At 62.8% G+C, this 21,403-nt stretch carries 28 protein-coding genes; 3 read left to right on the forward strand and 25 right to left on the reverse strand.

Features of this window, described 5'->3' with window-relative positions; translation table 11 throughout:
* Positions 1-4: 4 nt before the first annotated feature.
* From M2A_RS00380 to hemC, 4 genes are all read right to left on the reverse strand, one after another.
* Complete coding sequence (locus tag M2A_RS00380) at positions 5-1,612, reverse strand: heme biosynthesis protein HemY (RefSeq protein ID WP_045441623.1); 1,608 nt, start codon at positions 1,610-1,612, stop codon at positions 5-7.
* A 16-nt stretch (positions 1,613-1,628) separates the two neighbouring features.
* Positions 1,629-2,963, reverse strand: a complete 1,335-nt coding sequence (locus M2A_RS00385; RefSeq protein ID WP_052379075.1) for a mitofilin family membrane protein — start codon at positions 2,961-2,963, stop codon at positions 1,629-1,631.
* A gap of 89 nt (positions 2,964-3,052) precedes the next feature.
* Positions 3,053-3,763, reverse strand: coding sequence for a uroporphyrinogen-III synthase (locus M2A_RS00395; RefSeq protein WP_045441632.1), 711 nt, complete (start codon positions 3,761-3,763; stop codon positions 3,053-3,055).
* 29 nt (positions 3,764-3,792) lie between these two features.
* On the reverse strand, positions 3,793-4,722 hold the full coding sequence (hemC, locus tag M2A_RS00400) for a hydroxymethylbilane synthase (protein ID WP_045441635.1): 930 nt from the start codon (positions 4,720-4,722) through the stop codon (positions 3,793-3,795).
* A gap of 161 nt (positions 4,723-4,883) precedes the next feature.
* Between hemC and tsaD the strand changes: the two genes are divergently transcribed.
* Positions 4,884-5,921: a tRNA (adenosine(37)-N6)-threonylcarbamoyltransferase complex transferase subunit TsaD gene (gene tsaD, locus M2A_RS00405; RefSeq protein ID WP_045442226.1), complete on the forward strand. Its 1,038-nt coding sequence runs from the start codon at positions 4,884-4,886 to the stop codon at positions 5,919-5,921.
* A 208-nt stretch (positions 5,922-6,129) separates the two neighbouring features.
* Here tsaD and M2A_RS00410 read toward each other — a convergent pair whose 3' ends face one another.
* The 4 genes from M2A_RS00410 to M2A_RS00425 form a co-directional block, all read right to left on the reverse strand.
* Positions 6,130-6,966, reverse strand: coding sequence for a bifunctional DNA primase/polymerase (locus M2A_RS00410; protein ID WP_045441638.1), 837 nt, complete (start codon positions 6,964-6,966; stop codon positions 6,130-6,132).
* Positions 6,967-6,971: 5 nt separating this feature from the next.
* The gene (locus M2A_RS00415) at positions 6,972-7,775 is read right to left on the reverse strand and encodes a DNA adenine methylase (protein ID WP_045441641.1); all 804 of its coding nucleotides are present in this window, start codon (positions 7,773-7,775) and stop codon (positions 6,972-6,974) included.
* A 100-nt stretch (positions 7,776-7,875) separates the two neighbouring features.
* Positions 7,876-8,280 (reverse strand): hypothetical protein, encoded by a 405-nt coding sequence (locus M2A_RS17910; protein WP_156101646.1) that lies wholly within the window; start codon positions 8,278-8,280, stop codon positions 7,876-7,878.
* Between the two features lie 47 nt (positions 8,281-8,327).
* A complete protein-coding gene (locus M2A_RS00425; protein ID WP_045441647.1) occupies positions 8,328-9,302 on the reverse strand; it encodes a contractile injection system protein, VgrG/Pvc8 family in 975 nt (324 codons plus the stop codon).
* Between the two features lie 44 nt (positions 9,303-9,346).
* Here M2A_RS00425 and M2A_RS00430 point away from each other — a divergent pair, with 44 nt between their 5' ends.
* The gene (locus M2A_RS00430; RefSeq protein ID WP_045441650.1) at positions 9,347-9,775 is read left to right on the forward strand and encodes a hypothetical protein; all 429 of its coding nucleotides are present in this window, start codon (positions 9,347-9,349) and stop codon (positions 9,773-9,775) included.
* Between the two features lie 4 nt (positions 9,776-9,779).
* Here M2A_RS00430 and M2A_RS00435 read toward each other — a convergent pair whose 3' ends face one another.
* Positions 9,780-9,989, reverse strand: a complete 210-nt coding sequence (locus tag M2A_RS00435) for a tail protein X (protein WP_045441652.1) — start codon at positions 9,987-9,989, stop codon at positions 9,780-9,782.
* A complete protein-coding gene (locus tag M2A_RS00440) occupies positions 9,986-10,417 on the reverse strand; it encodes a phage tail protein (RefSeq protein WP_045441654.1) in 432 nt (143 codons plus the stop codon). Before M2A_RS00440 ends, M2A_RS00435 begins: the two co-directional genes overlap by 4 nt.
* Positions 10,418-10,479: 62 nt before the next feature.
* Between M2A_RS00440 and M2A_RS00445 the strand changes: the two genes are divergently transcribed.
* The gene (locus tag M2A_RS00445) at positions 10,480-10,872 is read left to right on the forward strand and encodes a hypothetical protein (RefSeq protein WP_045441656.1); all 393 of its coding nucleotides are present in this window, start codon (positions 10,480-10,482) and stop codon (positions 10,870-10,872) included.
* A gap of 4 nt (positions 10,873-10,876) precedes the next feature.
* On the opposite strand, the gene M2A_RS00450 is transcribed toward M2A_RS00445, so the two are convergent.
* From M2A_RS00450 to M2A_RS00520, 15 genes are all read right to left on the reverse strand, one after another.
* Complete coding sequence (locus M2A_RS00450; protein ID WP_052379076.1) at positions 10,877-12,982, reverse strand: phage tail tape measure protein; 2,106 nt, start codon at positions 12,980-12,982, stop codon at positions 10,877-10,879.
* On the reverse strand, positions 12,979-13,107 hold the full coding sequence (locus M2A_RS18440; protein WP_280113595.1) for a hypothetical protein: 129 nt from the start codon (positions 13,105-13,107) through the stop codon (positions 12,979-12,981). The genes M2A_RS00450 and M2A_RS18440 overlap by 4 nt, the downstream gene beginning before the upstream one ends.
* Positions 13,104-13,376 carry a phage tail assembly protein gene (locus tag M2A_RS00455; RefSeq protein WP_045441658.1) on the reverse strand — a complete coding sequence of 91 codons (273 nt, stop codon included), beginning with the start codon at positions 13,374-13,376 and terminating at the stop codon, positions 13,104-13,106. The genes M2A_RS18440 and M2A_RS00455 overlap by 4 nt, the downstream gene beginning before the upstream one ends.
* 23 nt (positions 13,377-13,399) lie before the next feature.
* Complete coding sequence (locus tag M2A_RS00460; RefSeq protein WP_045441660.1) at positions 13,400-13,897, reverse strand: phage major tail tube protein; 498 nt, start codon at positions 13,895-13,897, stop codon at positions 13,400-13,402.
* Positions 13,898-13,977: 80 nt separating this feature from the next.
* Positions 13,978-15,165, reverse strand: coding sequence for a phage tail sheath subtilisin-like domain-containing protein (locus tag M2A_RS00465; RefSeq protein ID WP_045441662.1), 1,188 nt, complete (start codon positions 15,163-15,165; stop codon positions 13,978-13,980).
* Positions 15,166-15,180: 15 nt separating this feature from the next.
* On the reverse strand, positions 15,181-15,843 hold the full coding sequence (locus tag M2A_RS16990; RefSeq protein ID WP_052379077.1) for a hypothetical protein: 663 nt from the start codon (positions 15,841-15,843) through the stop codon (positions 15,181-15,183).
* Between the two features lie 2 nt (positions 15,844-15,845).
* Complete coding sequence (locus tag M2A_RS16995) at positions 15,846-16,853, reverse strand: phage tail protein (protein ID WP_052379078.1); 1,008 nt, start codon at positions 16,851-16,853, stop codon at positions 15,846-15,848.
* Positions 16,837-17,412: a phage tail protein I gene (locus M2A_RS00485; RefSeq protein WP_045441664.1), complete on the reverse strand. Its 576-nt coding sequence runs from the start codon at positions 17,410-17,412 to the stop codon at positions 16,837-16,839. The genes M2A_RS16995 and M2A_RS00485 overlap by 17 nt, the downstream gene beginning before the upstream one ends.
* Complete coding sequence (locus M2A_RS00490; protein ID WP_045441665.1) at positions 17,405-18,388, reverse strand: baseplate assembly protein; 984 nt, start codon at positions 18,386-18,388, stop codon at positions 17,405-17,407. The genes M2A_RS00485 and M2A_RS00490 overlap by 8 nt, the downstream gene beginning before the upstream one ends.
* A complete protein-coding gene (locus M2A_RS00495) occupies positions 18,385-18,711 on the reverse strand; it encodes a GPW/gp25 family protein (RefSeq protein WP_244444346.1) in 327 nt (108 codons plus the stop codon). Before M2A_RS00495 ends, M2A_RS00490 begins: the two co-directional genes overlap by 4 nt.
* Before the next feature lie 11 nt (positions 18,712-18,722).
* Positions 18,723-18,920, reverse strand: a complete 198-nt coding sequence (locus M2A_RS00500) for a hypothetical protein (protein ID WP_045441667.1) — start codon at positions 18,918-18,920, stop codon at positions 18,723-18,725.
* Positions 18,921-18,927: 7 nt separating this feature from the next.
* The gene (locus tag M2A_RS17675; RefSeq protein ID WP_081875266.1) at positions 18,928-19,575 is read right to left on the reverse strand and encodes a phage baseplate assembly protein V; all 648 of its coding nucleotides are present in this window, start codon (positions 19,573-19,575) and stop codon (positions 18,928-18,930) included.
* Positions 19,568-20,110: a hypothetical protein gene (locus M2A_RS00510; protein ID WP_045441669.1), complete on the reverse strand. Its 543-nt coding sequence runs from the start codon at positions 20,108-20,110 to the stop codon at positions 19,568-19,570. The genes M2A_RS17675 and M2A_RS00510 overlap by 8 nt, the downstream gene beginning before the upstream one ends.
* Complete coding sequence (locus M2A_RS00515; RefSeq protein ID WP_045441671.1) at positions 20,110-20,628, reverse strand: hypothetical protein; 519 nt, start codon at positions 20,626-20,628, stop codon at positions 20,110-20,112. The genes M2A_RS00510 and M2A_RS00515 overlap by 1 nt, the downstream gene beginning before the upstream one ends.
* On the reverse strand, positions 20,628-21,284 hold the full coding sequence (locus tag M2A_RS00520; RefSeq protein WP_045441672.1) for a hypothetical protein: 657 nt from the start codon (positions 21,282-21,284) through the stop codon (positions 20,628-20,630). Before M2A_RS00520 ends, M2A_RS00515 begins: the two co-directional genes overlap by 1 nt.
* Positions 21,285-21,403 lie beyond the last annotated feature (119 nt).

Consider the following 21,403-nt stretch of genomic DNA (forward strand, 5'->3'; position numbering starts at 1 on the left):
CCCCCTAATCGCCGAGCGGGCGCACCCATTTGACCCCGGCCTCCTCATCCTCCTCATCCGCGCCCGGCCCCGGATCATCCGGCGCGGGCGGCAGAATGTCGGCCTCGTCTTTTTTCTGTGCGCCGGGCTGCGGCATGACAGCGGCAGGCCGCGCCGGTTCTTTTTCACTGGGCACGGCTTCAGCAGGTGCCGTTTCCGCTTCACTGCCCGTCTCTTCACGCACCGTCTTTTCACGCTCTGCCGGCAGCGGCGCGGCGGCGGAAGGGGCGGAAGCAACCGGCACGATCATGCTTTGCGGCACTTTCCACTCAAAAGCATCGAAGGCGCCCGTGCGCGGACAGACCGGCAGCCAGTCCTGGCTGACATAACCATCGCTTACCCAGGCTTCATCGCGCGGGGCATGGAGCGCGCGCGATAGCCATTCGCGCGCCCGGCCTCTATTGCCGAATTGCCCGTCCTCGATCTCCGCCATCAATTCGCAAATCCGCACGCTGGGCTCGCCCTCGGCGGAGCCTTCAAGAAAATGCCCGAGCGCGGCGCGCGCCGCTTCCCAGTCCCGCGAACCGATAGCGCCCTTGGCAAGCGCGATCCGGCTTTCCTTATGCTCTGGATTTTGCGCGGCCAGCGCCTGCACATGGCGGTGGCGCTCGAAGGCGCTTTCATCCCGGTGGACGGTAAGGAATGTGTCAAGTAATTCAGGATGCGGATGAAACGCCCAGGCCCGCTCGATAAGCCGTGTGGCCTTGCGCGTCTTGCCCTCCGCGCCCAGAAGCCGCGCAGCCAGCGTAACGGCGGGCGTGAAAGCCGGTTCCATTTCCACCGCCTCAGAAACCGTGTTCAAGGCCTCGGTCCGGCGCGCCTTGCCGCTCTCCGACATATCCTCGCGGGCTTCCGCCACAATTTCACGCGCTTTGGCGGTGAGCAGCACGGCGCGGCGGCGGCGGGCCTTGTCCCGCGGCACGAGACCGCCCGAGACCATTTTATCCAGCGTCTTCAGCGCGCCATCCCAATCGCCTTCATAAGTTTCAAGCTGGAATACGGCGTCCCCCGCCCAGCCGGTGCGCGGGGCTTCTTCCTGCGCGGCGCGGGCATGGAAAAGCGCGGCAACGGGATCGCCCGCCCGCTGCGCCTGAATGAAAAGCCCGCGGTGACCAATGACGGAGGTGTCCTTATCCTCCAGCATGGCGGCGAAATGCCGCTTGGCGCCTTCACTGTCCCCTTCAAGCTGCGCGGCTTGCGCGGAAAGCAGCATGGTCAAAGGCGGTCGGCCAAGGAGCCGTTCGGCCTGCGCTGCGCGCAGCCGCGCCTCGCGCGCATCGCCAGCGGCCACGGCCACCATGCCTTTGGTAAGCGCCAGATAGCCTTTGCGCTCCCGGCGCACGGCAATGAAGGCATAAAGATCGCGCGGGGAGCGGAAAAGCCGGCGCGTCATCTGCCAGAGATAGACAAGCCCGCCCGCCAGAAGCGCGATGATGCCCGCGCCCACCACGAAGCTGGTGCGGATTTCATAACCGCGCCAATGGACGACAAGATCGCCCGGCTCCTGCGCGAGCCAGATCGCACCGGCGGAAAGCAGCACGAGAACGAGAAATATAGTCAGTACACGGCGCATTCTCTCACCCGCTCTCTTATCCGTTCTCTGCGGCAATACTTGCCATGACCGCCGTCTGAAGCGCGCCGATGAGCGCCTCGCCCTGAAGGCGCGCCTCGGCGGCCTGAAGCCAGGGCGCGGCCGCCTCGCCCGCAGGCCCGCTTAATGCCTGGCCGGCTTCCACCGCGCCTTTGAGATCATCCTCGCCGAGCCGGCGCTCCATCCGGGCAAGCACCGCCTCCGTGCTGTCTCCTTCTACCTCACCCTGGCGGCGCACGGTGACGAGCGCGCTTGCATTCGCGGCAAGCTTCTCCCAAAGCCCGTCAGCGCCCTCCGTCTTTTCCGCATGCAGGACGCGGCCCACAAGATCGGGAAACCGCTGTTTGAGCGTAGCGAGCGAGGGCACGCCTTTTTCAGCTGCTTCTTCAAGCGCCTCGAGTTCGGGACGCTCTCCCGTCACGGCCTTGATCGCCTCGAGCTCGCTTGCAAAAGGCTGCCCGCCTTCAAAGGCCCGCGCGAGCCCGGCAAGCGCCGTGCCGAGCGCGGCTTTTTCCGCGCCAGACGGCTCATTGACCTTTTCGGTGAGCACGGAAAGCTCTTCGCTTAAACCGGCCACTTGCGGGCCGAGCGCGCCGATCCCGGTTTCAAGCGCATCAAGACGGCGGTCATTCGCGCCGACTTTCGCGGCAAGATCGGCAGGCGGCAATTGCAGGCGCAGCGCATCGAGCTGGCCCTGCAGATCGGCAATCCCGGCTTTGAGTTCGGCAAGCCGTGCATCGCGCGTAGCGGCCACTTCTTCAAAACGGCTGTCGATCGCGGCAAGGCGGCTTTCCACCTTGCGCGCCTCCTGCTGGAGCACGGAAAGATTTTCTTCGATGCCGGTCACCCGCTCCGGCTCAAGCGCGCCGAGCTCTTCTTCGAAGCGGCTCATCTGCGTGCCAAGGCGCGAAGTTTCCGAGCGGGTGAAATCCATCGCCGCGGCAAGACGGGATTCGACGCTTGCAAGCCTGTCGCCATCCCCTTCGAAAGCCGTGCCGGGAAGCGCGCCGGAAAAATGCAGGAAAGCGCCGAGCGCCACCGCGCCGATGAGCCCGCCGCCAAGACCTGCGGCAAGTACCGGGCCGAGCGTCCCGGAAGCGCCATTGGAAGACATAGAAGGCGGCGCCTTAGAAGAGGCCTCGCTGCGGGCCGCCTCGTCTTCGCGCACTTCTTCGGCTTCCCCTTCGATGATGCGCGGATCGTCCTCGCGGCGCTTGCTACTGGCCTTCGCCTTCTGACCGGGGCGCAAAATCTCCGGATCGCCCGATGCGCCCTCTGCACCGCCCTTTTGCGCCTTATCCTGCGGTCCGCCCTTATCCGTCTCGTCGCTCATCCCAACTCCCTTTAAGACCGGCTCCTGCCTGCCGCCCCGGACATTGACACCATAGCCGTTTTTCCGCGCCAAAACCTCCCGCAAAGCGTTTAAGCCAGAAGATCGAGCAGCGCGTCCTCATTGGGCGCGCCCGCCACGGCAAAATCGCGGAAGGGAAGCCCCTCCAGAACTTCCCGGATACCCGGCGCGAGACAATAAGCGCAGGCAGACGCCAAAAAATCCGTCAGCCCTTCTTCCTCGCATAAACGCCGGAAAATCTCGCCCGTGCGCCGGGAATAAAAAAGCACGCCCTCGATGCGGCCCGCGCGCAGCGCTTCTGCTGCCTCTGCCGGAAAAGTTTCCGCGCCCGCCGCCTCGTAAAGCACGGCGCGTTCGACCTCGAAGCCCTCCGCCTCGAGCCAGGCTTTAAGGTCCCCGGCAATCACCGCCCCTGAAATATGGATGAGCCGCCCGGCACCCGGCACGCAGCGCGCGCGGGCAAGCGCGGCAAGCGCCTTGGCATCGCCCTCCCCTTCCAAAACGGTTTTAAAACCGGCCTCGGCGGCAAGCGCCGCCGTTGTCGGCCCGACGGCAAGAAGCGGCACGTCCTGCCAGGCGCTTAAATCGGCGCGGCGGGCAAAGGCGCGGATGCCGTTCGCGCTGGTCGCCAGAAGCGCCTGCGCCCCCGCCCGCTCCAGGGGTTTTTCGGGATGATAGCGGATGGTCAGAAGCGGCGCGCACAGCGCCTCATGGCCGAAATCCTTCAGCCGGGCCTCAAGCGCCGCGCCGTCTTCCTCAGGTCTTGTGACCAGCAGTCGCACCTGCGCCCTCCCTTGGCGGGGCTGAAAGCCTAATGCGTGATCGCGGCCATGAAATCGGGCCCGGCCTGCTCTTTCAAGGCCCGGGCAGCGGCAGCCCCCAGAAGCGCTGCTTCCGATGCCGCGCCATCGGATTCGCAGCCCAGCTTCTCCGAGCCGTCCGGCTTCACGATTTCGCCGCGGAAATGAATGATCCCGTCTTCCAGCGTCGCATAGCCGGCGATCGGCGTGCGGCAGGAGCCGTCGAGCTCCTTCAAAAAGGCCCGCTCGGCGGCCATGCAGATCGAGGTTTCCTCGTGATTGAGCGGGGCGAGCATATCGGCCAGCGCCTCATCGTCCACCCGCCGCTCGATGCCGATGATCCCTTGGGCAATCGCAGGCAGCATTTCTTCGGGAGAAAGCGGCTGCGTCGCCGTTTCCAGCATGTCGAGCCGGGTGAGCCCGGCCATGGCAAGCAAGGTGCCGTCTGCCACTTCATCGGCAAGCTTGCGCATGCGCGTTTGCACATTGCCGCGGAAGGGCACGATTTCGAGGTCCGGCCGGTTGATCAGCATCTGCGCGGCCCGGCGCAGCGAGGAGGTGCCGAACCGCGCCCCTTCCGGCAACTCATCGATAGAGCCGTATTTCAGACTGATAAAGGCATCGCGCGGGTCCTCGCGCTCCAGCACGCAGTCGATGATCAGCCCTTCAGGCAGCACGGTCGGCATGTCCTTCATGGAATGGACGGCCAGATCAATGCGGCTTTCGGCCAGCGCTTCCTCGATTTCCTTGGTGAAGAGCCCCTTGCCGCCGATTTCCATCAATTGGCGGTCCTGAAACTTGTCCGCCGTGGTCTGGATGATTTCCAGCACCACATCCTCTTCGCCGAGCCCGTGATGGGCGCGCAGACGGTTTGCCACCGTTTCCGCCTGAATGAGGGCGAGTTTGGAGCCGCGGGTGCCGATACGAATAGGACGTTGCATAGATGAAGCCGTGAGTGCTAGAGCGTGAACCAACTGGACCGGCCCCTTATACAGCCTTGGCCCCCAAATAACAGGGAGCATCGGCATCACTTTATAAGGGCGCCTAGATATGCGCCTTTCTTAAGAGGCTGGATGGCGGCGCGATGACCCTCTCCCGCGATATGATCGTTCTGGGCCTGGAAACAAGCTGCGATGAAACCGCCGCCGCCATTGTGCGCCGGCGCGCCGATGGCACGGGCGAGCTTCTGGCCAATCAGATTCTCAGCCAAATGGACCATGCAGCTTATGGCGGGGTAGTGCCGGAGCTGGCCGCCCGCGCCCATGTCACCCATCTCGACGCCCTGATCACTGCGGCCCTCAGCGAAGCAAAGCTTGATTTTACCGATCTTGACGGGATTGCCGCGACCGCCGGTCCCGGCCTAATCGGCGGCGTCCTGGTCGGGCTGATGACCGCCAAGGGCCTTGCCTTTGCCCACGGGCTGCCGCTGATCGGTGTCAATCACCTGGAAGGCCATGCTCTGACGGCCCGGCTGACGGACGAGGCGCCCTTTCCCTATCTCCTTCTCCTCGTCTCCGGCGGGCATTGCCAGCTTCTCATCGTGGAAGGGGTCGGGCGCTATGAGCGCCTCGGCGCCACGATCGACGATGCGGTGGGCGAGGCCTTCGATAAAACCGCCAAGATGATGGGGCTCGGCTATCCGGGCGGGCCTGCCGTGGAAAAAGCGGCGGCAAGCGGCAATGCGGACCGCTTTGCCCTGCCCCGGCCGCTGACCGGGCGGGAAGGCTGTGATTTTTCCTTCTCCGGCCTTAAAACCGCCGTGCGCAAAGCGCTGCTCGATCTGGAAGAGGTCGGCCCGCAGGACAAAGCCGACCTTGCCGCCTCTTTCCAGAAGGCAGTCGGCGATATTCTGGCCCGCCAGACCGGCAAGGCGCTGGAGATGGCCGGCGCCCGCCTCGGCCCCGCTCCCCGCCTTGTGGTGGCAGGCGGCGTCGCCGCCAACCGCTATTTGCGCACACGCCTTGAAGCGCTCTGCCAGGAGCGCGGCGCGCAGCTCATCGTACCGCCGCCGAAACTATGCACCGATAATGGCGCCATGATCGCCTGGGCCGGAGCCGAGCGCCTTGCCCTCGGACTTTCCGATCCGCTGGACCTTGCCGCCCGCGCCCGCTGGCCGCTCACCGACCTTGCCGCCTCTTAACGTCCGCTCCCGCATAAAAAAAGCGCCGGCTAAAAAGCCGGCGCCAAGGTCTGAGCTTGGGGCTCAGGGGGGGTGCCGGACCCTCCATCGATAAGGGTGTAGCGCGTCATTTGATTTTTCAGTGGTTGCCACTTGGTTTTGCAGCAACCTAGTTTTCCTCAGAACCCGCTGAGAGGCTCTTGAACGGCCTCTTAGCGGGTTTTTCTCACTATCTCGGCTTCGCCATCCCTGCCCGCAGGCCGCTTGTCACCGTGCCCTCGATCTCGGCCCGATCTAGGCCGATGGCCAGGGCGGCTTGCGTGAGCCTGGCTCTGGCCTCGGCCTCGCTTATGCGCCCTGCGGCCGTGAACTGGCCAAAGACGAAGGCAGCGCGGTTCAGCTGGTCGTTTCGCGTGCCCGGCCGGGCCGCGCGGAGCGCGTCTTCTTCCATCTCCAGGATTTTCAGGCTCGGAGGCCCCTCAAATCGGCGCTGGCGCTTGCCAGGCTTCGGAAGGGGCTCGGCCCCGGCCGCAAGCCGCAGCCATGCAGGCATGGGCGCAGGGATGACAAGGCCCCCATGGTTCCAGCGATCGGGCGGCACAAGCCAGCGGTATGGCTTGCCGCAATGATGGATCGAGGGCGGCACGACGATCGAGCCGCCCGCGGAGCGGATATCGAGCCCTGGTGCAATCTTGCCAGCCCGATTCTTCAGCCGTTCGGGCGGCTGAATGAAATAGTAATGCAGTCCGCCCGAGCCAGACTGCGCCAGCGGCGTCGGCTGGAAAGGCTCAAGCCCGCTCGCAAAGAGCCGGTTCAGGCTTTCCAGCCCCTCGGGCACATCGACATCGAGGACGCAAATCCCGATCGGCGCACCCGTCGCCACGCCGATATTGCAGGGGGAGAAGTGCGCAGACCATTCATCGATCAGATCGGGATCGGTCGTGGCTGCATGGCAGCCGCCCTTGACGAGCGGCTTCTTGCGGGGGCCACGGGAGACCGGGAATACAGGCCAGCCGTAGCCCTGCACATAGGGCTTGGCCATTTCTGCAAAGCTGATCTCCCGCATCGCCGTTACCCCGAGATAATTACCTCGCCCACGCGGCCGCGTGAGCCAGGCTTTTTGCCGACGGAATAGCTGGTCTCCACGGCCTCGATCTCGAAGTCCTGGAATGTTTCCCGGACGCCGGCCGTGTCGTTGAGCGACATGATGAAGCGGCCCTCAAGCCCCTTTAAGAGGTCTCTCAGGCGCTCGAAATCGGCCCGTGAGAAGAGTTCCTTGCCGTAGTCACTCTCGCTGCCCCAATAGGGTGGATCGAGGTAGAAAAGCGCGCCCGGCCGGTCGTAGCGGGTGATGAACTCGGCATAGGGCAAGCACTCGATCGTCACGGCCGAAAGGCGCGTGTGGAGATCCTCCAGCATCGGCCCGAGCTTCGTGATGTCGAAACGGCCCGGCCGGTCCGGCGAGACGCCGAAATTCTGCCCGCTTGGCTTCCCGCCAAACGCCGTGCGCTGGAGGTAGAGAAAGCGGGCGGCGCGTTCCAGATCCGTCAGCGTGTCCGGATCCGTCTTCGTCAGCCGCTCGAACTCGGCCCGTGTGGTGAGCTGGAAGCGCATCATCTCCATGAAAGGCACGTAGTGGCGTTGGAGGATGCGGAAGAAGGTCGCCACCTCGCGGTTGAGGTCGTTGATCACCTCGGCGCGGGGCACCTGTGTGCGGCGCAGGAAAACGCCGCCCATACCGACAAACGGCTCCGCATAGAGCGTATGGGGCACAGCCTCGATGCGGGCGATCAGCCGCTTTGCGAGGTTGCGCTTGCCGCCCAGCCAAGGGGCGGCGGGTGAAACGGGTTCTACAGTGTGAATCGACTCCATCATGTCCAGTGCTTATAAGGTTCCCGCCGCGTGCGCGGTGGCGGGACGGCCGATTCGCGGCCGGTTTCGGTTGTGGGAGTTGGCGCTCCCGGTTCGGGCTGCGCTAATCAGCCCGGCCCCCGCCTATGAAGGGGGAGAAGTATCTAATGACTGAGGAATCAACCACGCCTGCCTTTCTGAAGAGCCCATACCTGATCCAGTACTTCACGATCGGAAGTTCAGGGCTTGTCGTGATTTCGTCATCGATATTTGTCGGTCTTCTGGCCAGCGGGGGTCTAAGCCCAAGTGCGGTGAAGATGGCGGAATTCACCCTCATCGCCTCAATTCTCAATTTTGCCATGACAGGGTTTGTTATTTCGCTCGTGAATACGCGCGAGCCGAAATTTCTGAAAACTCCTCCGCAACAACGTACGCGCCTGATCGGATCCGACAACTTTCTTAAAGCCAGCGATGGAAAGCTGTTTACTGGCACAACCTGCGCTAACTTCCTCACTCTGGTCTTGCTCATCATTACGCTTGAAGAGGTCGCAAGTGAGCTGAGCGAAAGAGCCCCGTTCACCCCTTCTGCTCCGCCTCAATCAAGCAGCGATAGCCAGAGCTCTCCCGGTAAAAATGCGTCACCCGCGTCAGAACCCAGCTCCCATCCGCTTCCGCCCCAAAGCCCTGCACCTGCAGCGGCGCCTCGGCCGCAAACTCCGGCCGCCCCTGAAACTCCCCTTCAAACACCGCCGTCCCCCGGCTCAGCGCCTTGAGTTTTGCCTTGGCGGCCGCCTGCGCCTCGCTCTCGCTTGAATAGGGGTTGCGGAGGGTGAAGACCGGCGTGCCGGAACCTGCCACGACTTCCTTGCGCGCCGCGCCTTCCACATCGTGCCAATAGGCTTTGACGGCCGTGTACTTGCCCCGGTCGGCAAAGCGCGCGCGCCAGGTGCCGGCGAGATCCTCCGGCGTCACCGTCACTGCCGTGAGCAGCGCGCCGGAAGCTGCTTTCGTCTCCCCGCGCGGCACGAACAGCAGGTGCCGGTTTGCAGGCTTCGCCACCGCATCGAGGTCGCGCGCCAGGCGCGTCAAAAAGTGCAGATCGCTCTCATCCGTCTGATCGAGATGCTCATAAGCGGTGGCCGCCAGCGCCTCGGCCGTCTTCGGCGCCAGACCATGCTCGCCGGCAATGGTGGAGACGATGCCGCCCAGCGTCATGGCGTCCCAGCTGCGGGTTTTGGGGGCTTTCAGGCTCTTGCCCATGTCGGCCGCCTTGCCCTCGATCGTCAGCATGTCGGGCGGGCCGCTCAGCTCGATCTCGTCGCAAGTGAAGACCCCGAGCCGGGCCATGCCGGTTTCCCGGTATCCGAGCCAGGTCTCCAGCATTGCCCCCGTGAGCGGCACGGCAACCAGCCGCGCCCGGTTGTCGACCTCGATCACGGCCGTGTCGCTCTTGTCCCCGCGCTCATCCGTTACCTGGAGCGAAACCAGCCGGTCCGCGATCAGCCGGGTAATGTCAGTGCCGTTGGCGACAATCTTGAAATCAGGGCGCATAGGGTGCTCCAATATCGCCATGTTGTAATTTTTGGGGGAGCGGAATGGAGGACAATACCGAGTATTTCAACCAAGTCGCCGCAGCGCTTTTTGGGCGGCTGCTCATGGACTTCCCGAAACCGATTGATATCAAGCCAACTGACCTGGTTCCTAAAAAGATCAACGGCCAAAAGGAGCACTGGGAAGCTGCCGATTTGGCCGGGCACGCAATTACCTGGCTCAAGAGGTACGGATATATCGACTTCGAAAACTCCTTAGATGACAAGTTCTTCGACGTCATTATCTCGGAGAAAGGATTGACGGCATTGAATGCCACTCCATCATCAATTGACGGGAAGAAAAGTGCGGCAGAGCAAATAAAGGAAGCGGCAAAGAAAGGTGCCCTTGGCGGCGTAGAGAAGCTGGTGCCTGACATTATTAAGCACGGTACATCCTTCGCATTTGCTGCGATCAGAGCGGCAGCTGGTGTCTGACCCCTCAATCCCATAGCCGCACCGTCTTCACTTCCACCTTGGGGCGCAGATCCGGCAGCGTGATCGTCACGCCGGCAGGCAGCCGGGGGCCGAGCGCCGCCAGGCCTTCATTCGCCTCAAGCACGGCTTCCACCGCGCCAGACTGGACGCCGTAATGCTTCCAGCAGATGAAATCCACCATGTCTCCGTCGCTTGTGCGGTAGAGCCTGCTCATCGGCTGCGCGCGCCTCCTGCCGCCTGTGTGCCGTCGCCGGCGTCCTCGCCGTAATGGGAAAGCACGAGCTGAAACTCAATCTTCAGCGGCACTCCGTTGCCGTGAAAGCGGGTCTGCGTTTCGGTGATGCGCTCGACCCCGTATTTGCCCCAGACGTTCCCGCGCCCGTCGACAAGAAGCAGCGGCTCGCCGGCATTCGCCTCCTCGCGCATTGCATCGATCTGGCCGAGCCCGCCCCGGAAGTGCGGGTAGATCGTGCCCTCAAGCTCGATGCGCTCCTCTCCCGCGCCGATGAACTGGCGCGCCGGGCGGCGGCCGAGGCGCGGCTGGGACGCCCAGCGGTACTCCTGCTCGCGCATCAGCCGCTGATAGGCGGCCGTGTCGACGGAAAAGCGGTATTTACCAAGCGCCATCATTGTCCGGCTCATTGCTTGCCTCCCGGACTCTGCTTGTGCTCAACTGCGCCGTTCATGATGGAAAGGGCATCGCCATGAAAGCCATTTGGGGTATCGCGCTGGTCATATGTGTCGGCCTTGTCGGGATCGGCATTCTCAATATGACAGGACAAACCGGCTGGTATGGCGGGCGGGTTCCCCTGAACGATGCAACAATTTCTGATTGGCATCGCGCGACGGAACGAGACCGCGTCGACACATCCAAGGTCTGGATTGCGGTTTGGATGGGGCGCGAAAACTATGAGCAGCTTGGGCCAGAAGCAGAAGTCATGATCGCACTCAATGCGAAACACCTTGCAGAATGTGTCACGAACACGTCGAAGCCGTGGGCACAGCAGCCTGATGGTGAGAACACTCAAGCCGCTGACCTTGCCAGCACCTGTCTGAACATGGCGGACGACATTCCCCGCGCCGATAAATTCAAGTAGCGCCTCAATCATGCAACGCCCTCCGGGTGCCCGCTTCCATGCGTTGCATCACCTTGCGGACGAGCTCCTCCATATCCATCCCCGGCGCCGCATGAACCGTAATCTGGTTCGTGACCTGAATAGGCCGCAGCGCAGCCGGAAATGCAGCCGTGGATGAGGGCACCGCGCCGGCCGCAATAGAGGTAGCCCCGGCGGCATCCGCCGCCGGCATGCCCCCCACTGCCTGACCGATCTTTCCGCCAAGAAATTCCCCGCCCAGTCCGCCGATCACGCCGCCCAGGATGCCCCCGATCGTCGTGCCGATAATGGGGACGATTGAGCCCAGAGCGGCACCGGCTGCCGCCCCGCCCAATGCGCCGGCAAGACCGCCGCCCGACCGGCCGACCGCCTCTGCATTGCCGCTGCGCGCCGCACCGATGAGGTCGACCGCGCCCAGGCCGACCGCCAGAGGTAAAGCTGCCCGGCCAAGCAGCTTCCCGCCGCCACGCAGTGCCCGGCCGAGCCGTCCGGCCCGCGCAGCGCCCCGGCCTGCGCGGCCTTTCCCGCCAGCGCCAAGGCCACCGAACCCGCCTGGCGGCATATTCGTCACATGCACAGGCGTAACGCCGCCAAAGCCGCCAAGACCGGCACCCACCGTGCTTGTCGCGCGCGCAGCAGCACCTTTGCGCCCGCGCGAAAAGAGTTTTCCGATGCCGAGCTTGCGCGCGGCGATGGCCGAGCCCACCAAGCCCGCTCCGATTGTGCCGATCGTGAAGGCCGTATTCGCCCCTTCCGCCCCAAGATTGTTGATAGCGGAGGCAAGCAAATCCACCGGCTTGCTTAACTTGCTGTCTGCGAAACGCTCCCATGCCGTCGAGAGCGCGCCGAGCGACTGGTTGAACGTCCGGCTTGCGCGCGCGGCATCCTTAGCAAGCGCATCACCTGTGCCGCCCGTTTGAAGAAGATCGTCCAGCTGTTTGAATTCGCCGGTGCGGTTAAATTCAGACGCGAGGACGTTGATGCCGCGAATGGACTCATCCCCGAATATCTCGCCGAGCTTTTTCACATCGCCTTCGGTGGCGGTGATCAAGTCCTTCAGCACATCCGTGACGGCGCGCATTTCCCTGCGGCCTTCGGCAAGGGCTTCCGGATCCCAGACATCGACACCGATATCCTCGACATCCTCCGATTTGGAGCGCAGTTCCGCCAGGGTGCGCTCAAAGGCCGTGACTGCCTGCTCGGCCGAGCCAGTGCCTTTGCGGAACATCTGAATAAGCGCGCCTTGCTCCGATGCGGCAGCCGCACCGCTGCGGCCGACGCCGGCATAGGCAGCCATTAACCGCTCGCTCTGTGTTGCCTGATCCTTCAGAGCGAAAGAGGCAAACTTGCCTTGCTCGACAAAGCGGTCGAGCTGACGAAGCACCTCTTCGGCGTCCCGGATACTGTACTTGTCCCACATATTGGCGACCATCGCGCCAATGTCCTGGCCGGCTGCGCCTGATGCCTGAACGGCCAGCGCAATGTTGAGGAGGTTTTCACGGGCGAGATCGAGATCACCGGTCTTTTCGACAATCGTTTCGACGGCGGCGGTGATTTCGCCGGCATCGACGCGTACATCATCAGCAAGCGCAATGTCGAAAATATCTTTCTTCAGCGCATTGATTTCAGCCTGGCTCTTGTTGGCTTGAATGCCGAGGCGGACAAATCGTTCTTCCAGGTTGCCGACTTGCCGGATCGTGGCACCAAGGCCCACGGCACCCACCAAGGCGGTGTATTTATTCGCGGCGAAGTCGAGCCCTTTCCCGGCCAATGCTCCCATTTTGCCCAGCTTCCGGGACTGAGCGGCCGCCCGGCCGAGCGTGCGGCCGTAATTCGCGGCGCCGCGCGCGGCACGGGCGATTTCTTCCTTCGTGCGGCGCATGGACTGGCCGAGGCGGGAAGACGAGCGATCTAGACGGTCCGTCTCACGCGCGGTATTGCGGGCAGAACGGGCATGGGACTTGAGGTCCCGCTCCTGAGCCTTGACCGATTTGCCGACACCGCCGATCGTTTGGCGCGCTTGCCCCATCGTGGAGCGGAAGCTGCCGCCAAGCGTTGCGCCGACCTCGATGCCGTAACCGAGCTTCTTCATTTCTCTGCCTGTTTCAGTTGCGCGGCCGCTTCGCGCCACTGGTCAAACTCATCGAGCGGCATGTCGAGCCATTCGGCAAGATTGCCGCCCGACACGCTGCAAAGCTGGAGGACGGAAAGCCTCAACGATCCGGCAGAGGAGGCTCCCCCGGCTTTCCCGGCTGCAGCATCTCCTCGAAAGCCTTCTGCAGCTTGCCCCAGTCAGCCAAGTCAAGCTCTTCCAGTTCTTCGCGGGTTAGCTCCGTGAGCGAGCAGAAATACATCAGCTCGCGCTCCGCCTCTTCCTTGTAAGTCTGGGCGGCCAGTTCATCGCGCACCTTCGGCCGGCGCATCTTGATGTCGCGGATAGTCGTGCCGTTCACGGTAACGGGGTGATCGAGTTTGATATGCTTCATCTCTTTTCCTCACGTCCTGCCGCTTAGAGACCCAGCGCGCGACGTTGATCGGCCATCTGGTCGACGCCTGCGATGCGGCGGATCATGTTCTCCGCATCGATCTCCACCACCGGCTGATCGGCGACGGAGATTTTCAGGTAATGCGGCGTGAACATGAGCTTCTTGTCGGGCATCGAGCCGCGCTGCCAGGTACCGGGCTCGACTTCCCGCAGGAGACCGCGCATCTGATAGATCACGCTTTCGGTTTCCCCGTTCGGGCCCACTTGCGCGCCGCGCAAGGTGAGCGGCGTGTCGGTCTTGCCGATATGGGCATAGAGTGCGTTGGAGAACTCTGAGAAGGTCATGGAACATTCCATCTTCTCCACCGCACCCATGTCGATATCGATCGGCGCGGCCATACCGCCGGCCAGATACTCTTCCACTTGCAGCGAGACGGTCGGCGGCACGCCTTCCTTGATCTTACCGGCATAGCCGAAACCGTCGATGAAGCCGGTGAAGTTCCGGAGTGTCTTGGGCAACATGTCTGAAATCCTTTTCAGTGCCTGATTAAATGGCTCTCAGGGGCAGTTCGGCCGCCCCTGTGAGGGCTCGATGCGCGCCTTTAGGCGGCTTCGAGAACCTGGTTGACCAGCTCTTCGTAGTAGCCGGCGTTGCGGTGCGCCCGGAACGTGAGGCGCTCAAGCGGCGCGGGCGGCTCGATGTCGAAATCGAGATAGAGCTTGCCCGCCATGAGCTGATCCGGCGTGTTGAGCTCGGGGTCGAGCCAGACGGTGCCGCCCAAGATCGCGCCCCGTGCCTGGAGCGAGCCAAGATAGGCTTGCACGCTGTCCTGGATATCGAGCACGAGCTGAGCGGAAAGCGGGCGGTCCATGGCCCAGAGGAAGGCGCGCTCGACGCTCTCATAGACCATGTCGGCCGTGCGCCGCACGGAGAGGAACGCCCAAAGCGGATCGTCCGAACAGGTCCGGTTGCCCCAGAGCCGGTAGCCGTCTTTCAAAACGACGGTCGCCACCTCGTTTTCGTTAAGCAGGTTCGCCTCCGAATTCGGATCGGACATGTTGAAGCCGATCGGCCGGGCCGTACCGACAATGCCGTTCAGCACCTGATTGGAAGGCGACCACCAGAAACCGCGCTCATTATCCCGCTTGGCAATGGCGCCAGCCACACGGGCAGAGACGGGCTGCACGACGGCCTGCGAAAGAGCCGTGTCCCAAACCTTGACGGCCGGGTCGGTCACATAAACGCGCGCCGAGCCCCAGTCTTCCCGCCAGGTAATCGCTTCGGTAGTCGTCGTGTTCGGGCCATCGGCGACAATGACAGCCCGCAGCTTCTCGGCAATCCCGACAAGCTCCGCCACGACCGGATTGGCGGCAGCTGCAGGCCGGTCACCCGTAAAGCCGGGCGCGCAGAGAATGCGCGGGAGCACTTTGACCTCGTTCTCGGCCGAGAGGAAAGCATGGACACCGGTGCCGAGCGCGCTGTCCCCCACGATGTTCGACATGGTTGCCGTGGTGTCGACACCTTCTTCGACGCGGATGATAACGATCGTTGCACCCGTCTGATCGTAGATTGCATCCACCGCATCTTTCAGCGTGCCGGCATCGCCAAGATCGGCAGCCTTGCGCGGCTGATTGGCAAGTAGTACCGGCGTGTTGAGCGGGAACGTTGCCCCAACCGCGTCGGGCGCCGTGCCGATAAGGCCGATGACCGAGGATTTCACCGTCTGGATGGGACGGATGCCCTCGTCGATTTCGATTACTTCTACACCGTGCAAAAACTGTTCAGGCATCAAGCCCTCCTTCGGTTAAGGCTGCGGCCAAGAAAGGCCGTCGAGAATGGTTTGAATAGCGGGCACATCACCGGCCGCTTCCACTTGCGTTTTGGCGGCGCGCCGGATGCCTTCGATAGCCGCGCCGACCTGCAGCCAGGCATCACGGGCTGCAAGCACGGTCTGGGCAACGGCCGCAAGGTCAGCCCCGTCACCGGGAATGCAGGCGCTCAAGACCGGATAGTCGGCAGGGTCGGGACTTGCATCCGCCATAAAGGCTTCCGCTTCACGCTCCTTGCGCTGATAGGTCCAGGCTTGTCCCTCTCCAGGTGTGATGAACAGCATCCGGGCCGCTTCAGCATCGGTGTCGATTTTCTGAAGCGCTGCCGCTTTCACTTCTGCAAACGGAGGAGCTGGCATCTCGGACAACGCCTCGGCGGGCGGCTCGATACCAAGCTCGGTGATTTTGTGTTTGCTGCGATCGGCAAGCCAGTAGGTATGCCCGCGCCAATCGGGAACAATTGTCCACGCTCCCTCGGCATAGACAGCCGCCTCATGTTCTGCCACTTCCGGCGGTGCCGTGAAGGTGGCAAAAGCGGGGAGCAGCCAAGCGCCCTCCTGCTTTGGATTTGCCCGCGCGGGCGTCGTGCCGCTCAGCTCGCCGGTCAGTGCATCGAAATGATAAAGGGTAGGTGCCATCGTCACTGGTTCCCTGCATAGATAATCCGCATCCGGGCGATGTTTTTGGGCCGGGTCTCTGCCGCAATGCGCGGAATGCCGTTCGTGCCGTCGCTGATCGGCTGGCCCGTTTCATCGGCGGTTCCTTCGCTATCTTCAAAGGATGGATAGTTGGTCGTACCGGCCGGACCGGCGCGAAGAATTCGCTCCATGTAATGGGTGTGCCCCTGAAACGCGTCTTCCTGCGCATTGCCCTGGCCGCGTCCGCTGTCAATTCCGCGTCCATGGTCCCAGGCACGCGAAAAATAACCGCGAAAATCCGGCAACCGGAAAGTGGTGCTGCCATCACCGACCGAGTAATAGCCGGTCTGACCGCTGAGCCAGAAAGCTTCGGATACAATAAGGTTCGATTGCGACGCCCTCTGCCACAACGCAGCAGCATCCACTCGTGAAATCAAGGCGCCGTCCGCCTCGTACCACCCGGCTGGCGGCGTCTCAAACGGCCAATCCATTTCCGCGCCCACGGGAACGGTTTGAAATCCTGCCACGGCCTGTTGCACAAATTCGGTGGTCGAGAGGGCAAGCGAGCTGTCACCAGGGGCCTGCGTCGGGGCTGTCGGTGTGCCGGTAAGGGCAGGAGAATTAAGCGGCGCTTTCAGGGCAAGCGCGTTCATCACGGTTGTGGCAAAGTTCGGATCATCGCCCAGCGCTGCCGCTAGCTCGTTCAATGTGTCGAGCGCTGCGGGAGAGCTGGCCACGAGCGCGGCAATGGCTGCCTGCACAAAGGCGGTATTTGCCGCGCTCAGCGAATTGTTTCCGGGCGGCTGCGTCGGCACTGTGGGGTTACCAGTGAAGACAGGCGAGGCAATCGGCGCGCGCAGCTCGACTTCCTGCTTTAGGTAAGCCGTGCGATTCGCAAGCTGCTTTGCCTGATTGTTGGAAATACCGTCCGGGCCGCCTTGAACGGGATCCGTGAGCTCAAGCTGATAAATACCACCTTCCCATGTGGCGGCTTCAGGCAGATTGGCCATCGACAACTCCGTGTGTATATGCGCCGTCATAGGTGATGGCGGCGTTATAGAGGTTCAGCGCCTGGTCGTAGCGCAGTTCATGTAGCTTGCAGCGCTCAGGTTGAGCGCGGTCGAGGATCTCTCGGACCTGCGCGGCCTGGGCGATGGAAACGGGTTTCTGCAGCACGATCGAGTACCAGGCCCAGTGTTCGCTCTCGCTGTAAAAATGGACCCCGTCGTAACTGGCGCGTCCGTCATACCGGCGCGCATCGAGCCGCTCGATAAATTCCACCTCGCCGTAACCGGCCGCGCGCAGCGCATCGCGCATCGCGCCTGGAGAGCCTTTTCGTTTATGAAATGCGAGGCTCGCAGCGGTTGTGTTCCGCCGCGCCTCAACCGACCAGTTCTCATCCCAGAGATCCACCGACCAGGCCCAGGCAAGCCAAGGCAGAATGTCGAGCGGGCAAGTGTGCGGATCCCAGACATCGGCAATGCGGACCGGGATAGCGAGCGCATGCTCGATGCTTGCATCGAGGTCGCGCTCAAGCTGGCTGGCATTGGGCGGCAGAAGTTCAGTCACCGGCCACCTCCGTGGTCAAGGTGATGCCCGTGCAATATGCCGCCTGGTAACGTGTGGGTTCGACATCGACCGCCGGAGCGTTAAGGCGCACCTTTTCGACGCCGGCAACCGTAAGCGCCGCTTTGAGACCGCTTTCTGTTACACGCCGGCCGATCTTGTGCTGGCCAGTAATGTATTTCTCGACGGCCGCATTGGCCGAAGCAAGAATGAGCGGCGCCTCCGGTCCATCGGTGATTTCGAGCACCGCATCGACCGTGTAGGTGACGATCTCAACGGGAAGAACGAATACCGTGTCGCAGAGCGGCCGGACATATTCATCCGTCAGATGTGCCTCGACGGCATCGAGAGTTGCCTGATCCGGGACGCCGTCGCCCTCATGCGCCATCACGATGACGGTTACATCGCCGGGCGCGGAACGGAAAGCATCCGCGTCCTTCACGTTTGCGGCGATGCCCCCTTCGGCAAACTCGTAGGTGATGGTCACAATGCCGGGAACGCCCGTTTCCACCTGGATATCGGTGGGAATTTCCCCGGCCGAAAGCGCATTGAAGATATAGCTGCCGCGCGGCCCGGCAACGGATAGGGCTTCCGGTGCGAGTTGAACACGGCGGCGCAGTGACGCATCGTCTTCATAAACCGGCTCGATCGGAGGTAAGGCTTCCGGATCGCCGGGAGAGAGCAGCCGGCGCTCGACGCTGTAATTTGCCGCAATGTGATCGAGGTTGTTGCCTGCCGCGAAGGCCAGCATGATCGAGCGGGCTTTGTCGTTCTCGCGCTGGCGGATCAACAATTCGCGGTGTGCCGCCGTCTCCAGCAGCTTCATAGCCGGATCGCTTTCAAGGAAGGCGGCATCATAGTCTTCGTTGCGTTCCAGAAAATCGGCTTTCAGCGCCGCAAGAATCGCCTCATAGGAAAGCTCCTCGATAACCTGCGGCTTTTGAAGCGAAGAAAGATCAATGACATCGAAGCGGCTCATAGGGTGATGCCCTCCAGCGTCAGAGTTTCACCCGTGCGCAGCCAGCGGCCTTTGAGATCGAGCGTGAACCGGCCGGCCTCCGCTGCCGCCACCCGTACATGCTTCAGCTCGAAACGCGGCTCCCAGCGATCGAGCGCCTCGGCCACGTCGGCATAAATGTCCACCAGGAGCTCCGGCGTCATTGGCCGGTCGATCTTCTCGAACAGGGCCGAACCATATTCACGGCGCATGACGCGCGTGCCGATCGGCGTCGACAGAATGTCGCCGATCGACTGGATCAGGTGATCCTGACCCGACAGGGCTTTGCCTGTATGCGCGCTCATGCCCGTGGTCATCAGTCTTTAATCTCCGTTTCTACCGGCGTTTTCTTTGTCTTCGTCTTGGGCGCGTCCGGCGCAGCAAGGTGGCCGGAAAGCAGGAGATACTTGGCGGCGCGCGCAGCAAGCTGGATGCGCTCACCCGGCTGCCAGGGCTCGCCGTTCTCCTTGCGGAGCGGGAGCTGCTTCAGAACTTCATAGGTTTCCGTTTTCATGGCTGCCTCAATGGTCATGGTGGTTGGAGTTCGCGCCGCCGGCGAGAATGTCACCGGTCGCATTGATGTTGCCGGTCACGTCGAGATTGCCCTCAAGCGAAAAGTTACCTTTGAGAGAGGCTTGAGCCGCACCACCTTCGGTCGATTGAATGCTGACAAAGGGCGCGGTGATGGAGACGTTGGCCGACGCTTCCACTGCGATGGACGCGGCAGAGGTCACAGTGACATCGCCTCCTGCATCGACAGTCACGGTGCCCTCCGCCACGACCTCGACATCACCCTTCACATTGGCAAAAAGACGTCCTTCGCCACGGCTATATTCGATCACCGTGCCATCGGCGAACTCGATCCTGGCTACATCCGCCGAGGCACCTGGTGCCGGCGCGGCCTGGCTGTAAATTGCCGGCATGACGATGCCCTGCGCCGGGTTGCCGGAAGGTGAGATCACGAGCACCTGCTCGCCAATCTCAGGCGCCCACCAAGTCCGGTCTCCGCCGGCGCGGGCTGTTACCCAGGGAAGCCAGCCGCTCTGCCGCTCTCCAATATTCACGCGCACCCGCGCCTTGCCGTAATCGGCGGCAGAGATGGTGCCGAGCTGCGCGATATTGGCCAAGCGCCGTTCGAGTTCAGCAATGCGGTATTCAAGATCAAGCATCGCCGTCCCCACTCGACGCGATCAGATCGCCGTTCAAATAAAGCTCGCGCAGATATTCCGGCGCTTCGTCATCCGGGCCTTCAAGCGTGATTGTCGTCAGTTCCAGCTCAGCCCCATGACAGAGAACACCGGCGAACATGACCGGCGCGCTCTCGTTGAGCTGAAGGCCCGCCGCCTGCGGTGTGGTGCAGGTGATGACCGTACCGCCCAACGTGTCGTCCGCCCGGAAGGCTTCCACAATGCTCTCGATCAGGCGGTCGAACTCGATCTCGCTGGCGCTCTCGTCATTGAAGGAACGAAAGCCCCGGATCACCCACGAATGCTGGACCTCATTAACCGCATAGGTCAGCACACGGGCGCGGCGGCGGATACGGCGCACGAACCAGCCCTTGATCTTGCCATCCTGCTCGTAGCGGGCACGGAATTTGTCCTGGCGCTGTGCCCAGCGCTCATGGCGCTGCACGATGCCGGCATCCGCCACACCCTCGATCTTGGCGGCAATCGCCTCGCGGATGAGCTCCATGTCCTGTTGCATCACCGCGCCTCCGCCATGCGGGCAGCGATGCGCTCCAGCGCCTGACCGAAAATCGCCTGCACCTGATCTTCACCTTCCTCGAAGGTCTCGGTGAACATGAAAGCGCCTTCCGTGCCTTCACGCGCGATCTTGCGGGCGATGGCAAAGGCCACGCCTTTGGCTTCCTGCGGGGCGAGCCCGAGCTTGATCCGCGCCCAATCCTCTATCGGCTTTACAGGCGGCATATGCGGCTTCGTGCCGAGCTCGACGGGAGCTGCATGGGCGAGTGACGTCGCAACAGCGCCGATTACGCCGTCTGCAATGCGGCCAGGTTCACGCGCCGAGATCGAACCCTTGAGCCCGCCGCCACCGCCCACACCGACCGGCGTGCGTTCCTGTACTTCACGCTGCAGGAAAAGCGAAGCCTCCCAGGTTGCCCCGTAAAGCTCCTCTTCGACGATCTCGGGCGCTTCTTCAAAGGCTGCGATCAGCGCCTCTGCCGAGTGAAGATCGATACGGATATCAAGCCCGTTACTCATCAGATACGCCCCCGGCCCTTGATCAGGCGTGAGCGGCCAAGGCTGTTCGGCCGGTTGAGATCGACAACGGCGGCGGCCGGCACATTACGTTTCGGATCGATGCCCAGATGATCCTGGTAGAGCTTACGCAGCCGCGCGGCACGGCCGGCAAAGTCCCGGCTTTTCGACTGCCAATCCACGCTGTCCGCATCGATCGTCGATTGCTTCGCGCCGGCGTAATAACTCGCGAGCTGTTCGAGCAGAAGCGCCGCCGCCCAGCTCGCCACGGCCTCCCGGTCGGCGGGCGGAATGGTATCGTCGTTTTCGTCCAACACATGCTGGACCGTGAAGCTGACATGCACGTTCGTGCCGCTGCGGATCGTGTCGGCCGTGCGGATGATGGTGCCGGTGATGGTCTGCTCGACCTTGCCCGCGATCTCGCCTTGTCCTGGGATGCCGAGTGCCCGAAGCGTACTGAAATTCTCTTCCCATGCTTGAGGAAGATCGAGCGCCGTGGTGCCGCCCGCCAGGACAGCCTCGATATGCGTGCGGGGGCGGTCCGTCGAATAGCGCGTCACTGCGAGCGAGAGCGCCTGGTCGCGGTCGGCATCGGCAATCTCTCCGCTGTAGTCGCGGATGAGATTGGAAACCAGAGACTGGAAATCGGCGAGCGCCATCTGCGGACCTGTTTCTGAAATTCATGCCCCGGCTTGAAGCGGAACGGCGCCGCAAGCCGGGGACTTCTTTCTAAGCGCGGGACTGCCGTTCCAGTGCCCCCGCGCTCTCTGCTCTCGGG

This window comes from Tepidicaulis marinus (assembly GCF_000739695.1).
Taxonomy (GTDB): Bacteria; Pseudomonadota; Alphaproteobacteria; order Parvibaculales; family Parvibaculaceae; genus Tepidicaulis; species Tepidicaulis marinus.

What these genes read in the sequence shown, in the direction of transcription:
- M2A_RS00380 (WP_045441623.1), bottom strand. Translation starts at nt 1,612, where the DNA reads ATGCGCCGTGTACTGACTATATTTCTCGTTCTCGTGCTGCTTTCCGCC.
- M2A_RS00385 (WP_052379075.1), bottom strand. Translation starts at nt 2,963, where the DNA reads ATGAGCGACGAGACGGATAAGGGCGGACCGCAGGATAAGGCGCAAAAG.
- hemC (WP_045441635.1), bottom strand. Translation starts at nt 4,722, where the DNA reads ATGCAACGTCCTATTCGTATCGGCACCCGCGGCTCCAAACTCGCCCTC.
- tsaD (WP_045442226.1), top strand. Translation starts at nt 4,884, where the DNA reads ATGATCGTTCTGGGCCTGGAAACAAGCTGCGATGAAACCGCCGCCGCC.
- M2A_RS00410 (WP_045441638.1), bottom strand. Translation starts at nt 6,966, where the DNA reads ATGCGGGAGATCAGCTTTGCAGAAATGGCCAAGCCCTATGTGCAGGGC.
- M2A_RS00415 (WP_045441641.1), bottom strand. Translation starts at nt 7,775, where the DNA reads ATGATGGAGTCGATTCACACTGTAGAACCCGTTTCACCCGCCGCCCCT.
- M2A_RS17910 (WP_156101646.1), bottom strand. Translation starts at nt 8,280, where the DNA reads ATGAGCAAGACCAGAGTGAGGAAGTTAGCGCAGGTTGTGCCAGTAAAC.
- M2A_RS00425 (WP_045441647.1), bottom strand. Translation starts at nt 9,302, where the DNA reads ATGCGCCCTGATTTCAAGATTGTCGCCAACGGCACTGACATTACCCGG.
- M2A_RS00430 (WP_045441650.1), top strand. Translation starts at nt 9,347, where the DNA reads ATGGAGGACAATACCGAGTATTTCAACCAAGTCGCCGCAGCGCTTTTT.
- M2A_RS00435 (WP_045441652.1), bottom strand. Translation starts at nt 9,989, where the DNA reads ATGAGCAGGCTCTACCGCACAAGCGACGGAGACATGGTGGATTTCATC.
- M2A_RS00440 (WP_045441654.1), bottom strand. Translation starts at nt 10,417, where the DNA reads ATGAGCCGGACAATGATGGCGCTTGGTAAATACCGCTTTTCCGTCGAC.
- M2A_RS00445 (WP_045441656.1), top strand. Translation starts at nt 10,480, where the DNA reads ATGAAAGCCATTTGGGGTATCGCGCTGGTCATATGTGTCGGCCTTGTC.
- M2A_RS00450 (WP_052379076.1), bottom strand. Translation starts at nt 12,982, where the DNA reads ATGAAGAAGCTCGGTTACGGCATCGAGGTCGGCGCAACGCTTGGCGGC.
- M2A_RS00455 (WP_045441658.1), bottom strand. Translation starts at nt 13,376, where the DNA reads ATGAAGCATATCAAACTCGATCACCCCGTTACCGTGAACGGCACGACT.
- M2A_RS00460 (WP_045441660.1), bottom strand. Translation starts at nt 13,897, where the DNA reads ATGTTGCCCAAGACACTCCGGAACTTCACCGGCTTCATCGACGGTTTC.
- M2A_RS00465 (WP_045441662.1), bottom strand. Translation starts at nt 15,165, where the DNA reads ATGCCTGAACAGTTTTTGCACGGTGTAGAAGTAATCGAAATCGACGAG.
- M2A_RS16990 (WP_052379077.1), bottom strand. Translation starts at nt 15,843, where the DNA reads ATGGCACCTACCCTTTATCATTTCGATGCACTGACCGGCGAGCTGAGC.
- M2A_RS16995 (WP_052379078.1), bottom strand. Translation starts at nt 16,853, where the DNA reads ATGGCCAATCTGCCTGAAGCCGCCACATGGGAAGGTGGTATTTATCAG.
- M2A_RS00490 (WP_045441665.1), bottom strand. Translation starts at nt 18,388, where the DNA reads ATGAGCCGCTTCGATGTCATTGATCTTTCTTCGCTTCAAAAGCCGCAG.
- M2A_RS00495 (WP_244444346.1), bottom strand. Translation starts at nt 18,711, where the DNA reads ATGAGCGCGCATACAGGCAAAGCCCTGTCGGGTCAGGATCACCTGATC.
- M2A_RS00500 (WP_045441667.1), bottom strand. Translation starts at nt 18,920, where the DNA reads ATGAAAACGGAAACCTATGAAGTTCTGAAGCAGCTCCCGCTCCGCAAG.
- M2A_RS17675 (WP_081875266.1), bottom strand. Translation starts at nt 19,575, where the DNA reads ATGCTTGATCTTGAATACCGCATTGCTGAACTCGAACGGCGCTTGGCC.
- M2A_RS00510 (WP_045441669.1), bottom strand. Translation starts at nt 20,110, where the DNA reads ATGCAACAGGACATGGAGCTCATCCGCGAGGCGATTGCCGCCAAGATC.
- M2A_RS00515 (WP_045441671.1), bottom strand. Translation starts at nt 20,628, where the DNA reads ATGAGTAACGGGCTTGATATCCGTATCGATCTTCACTCGGCAGAGGCG.
- M2A_RS00520 (WP_045441672.1), bottom strand. Translation starts at nt 21,284, where the DNA reads ATGGCGCTCGCCGATTTCCAGTCTCTGGTTTCCAATCTCATCCGCGAC.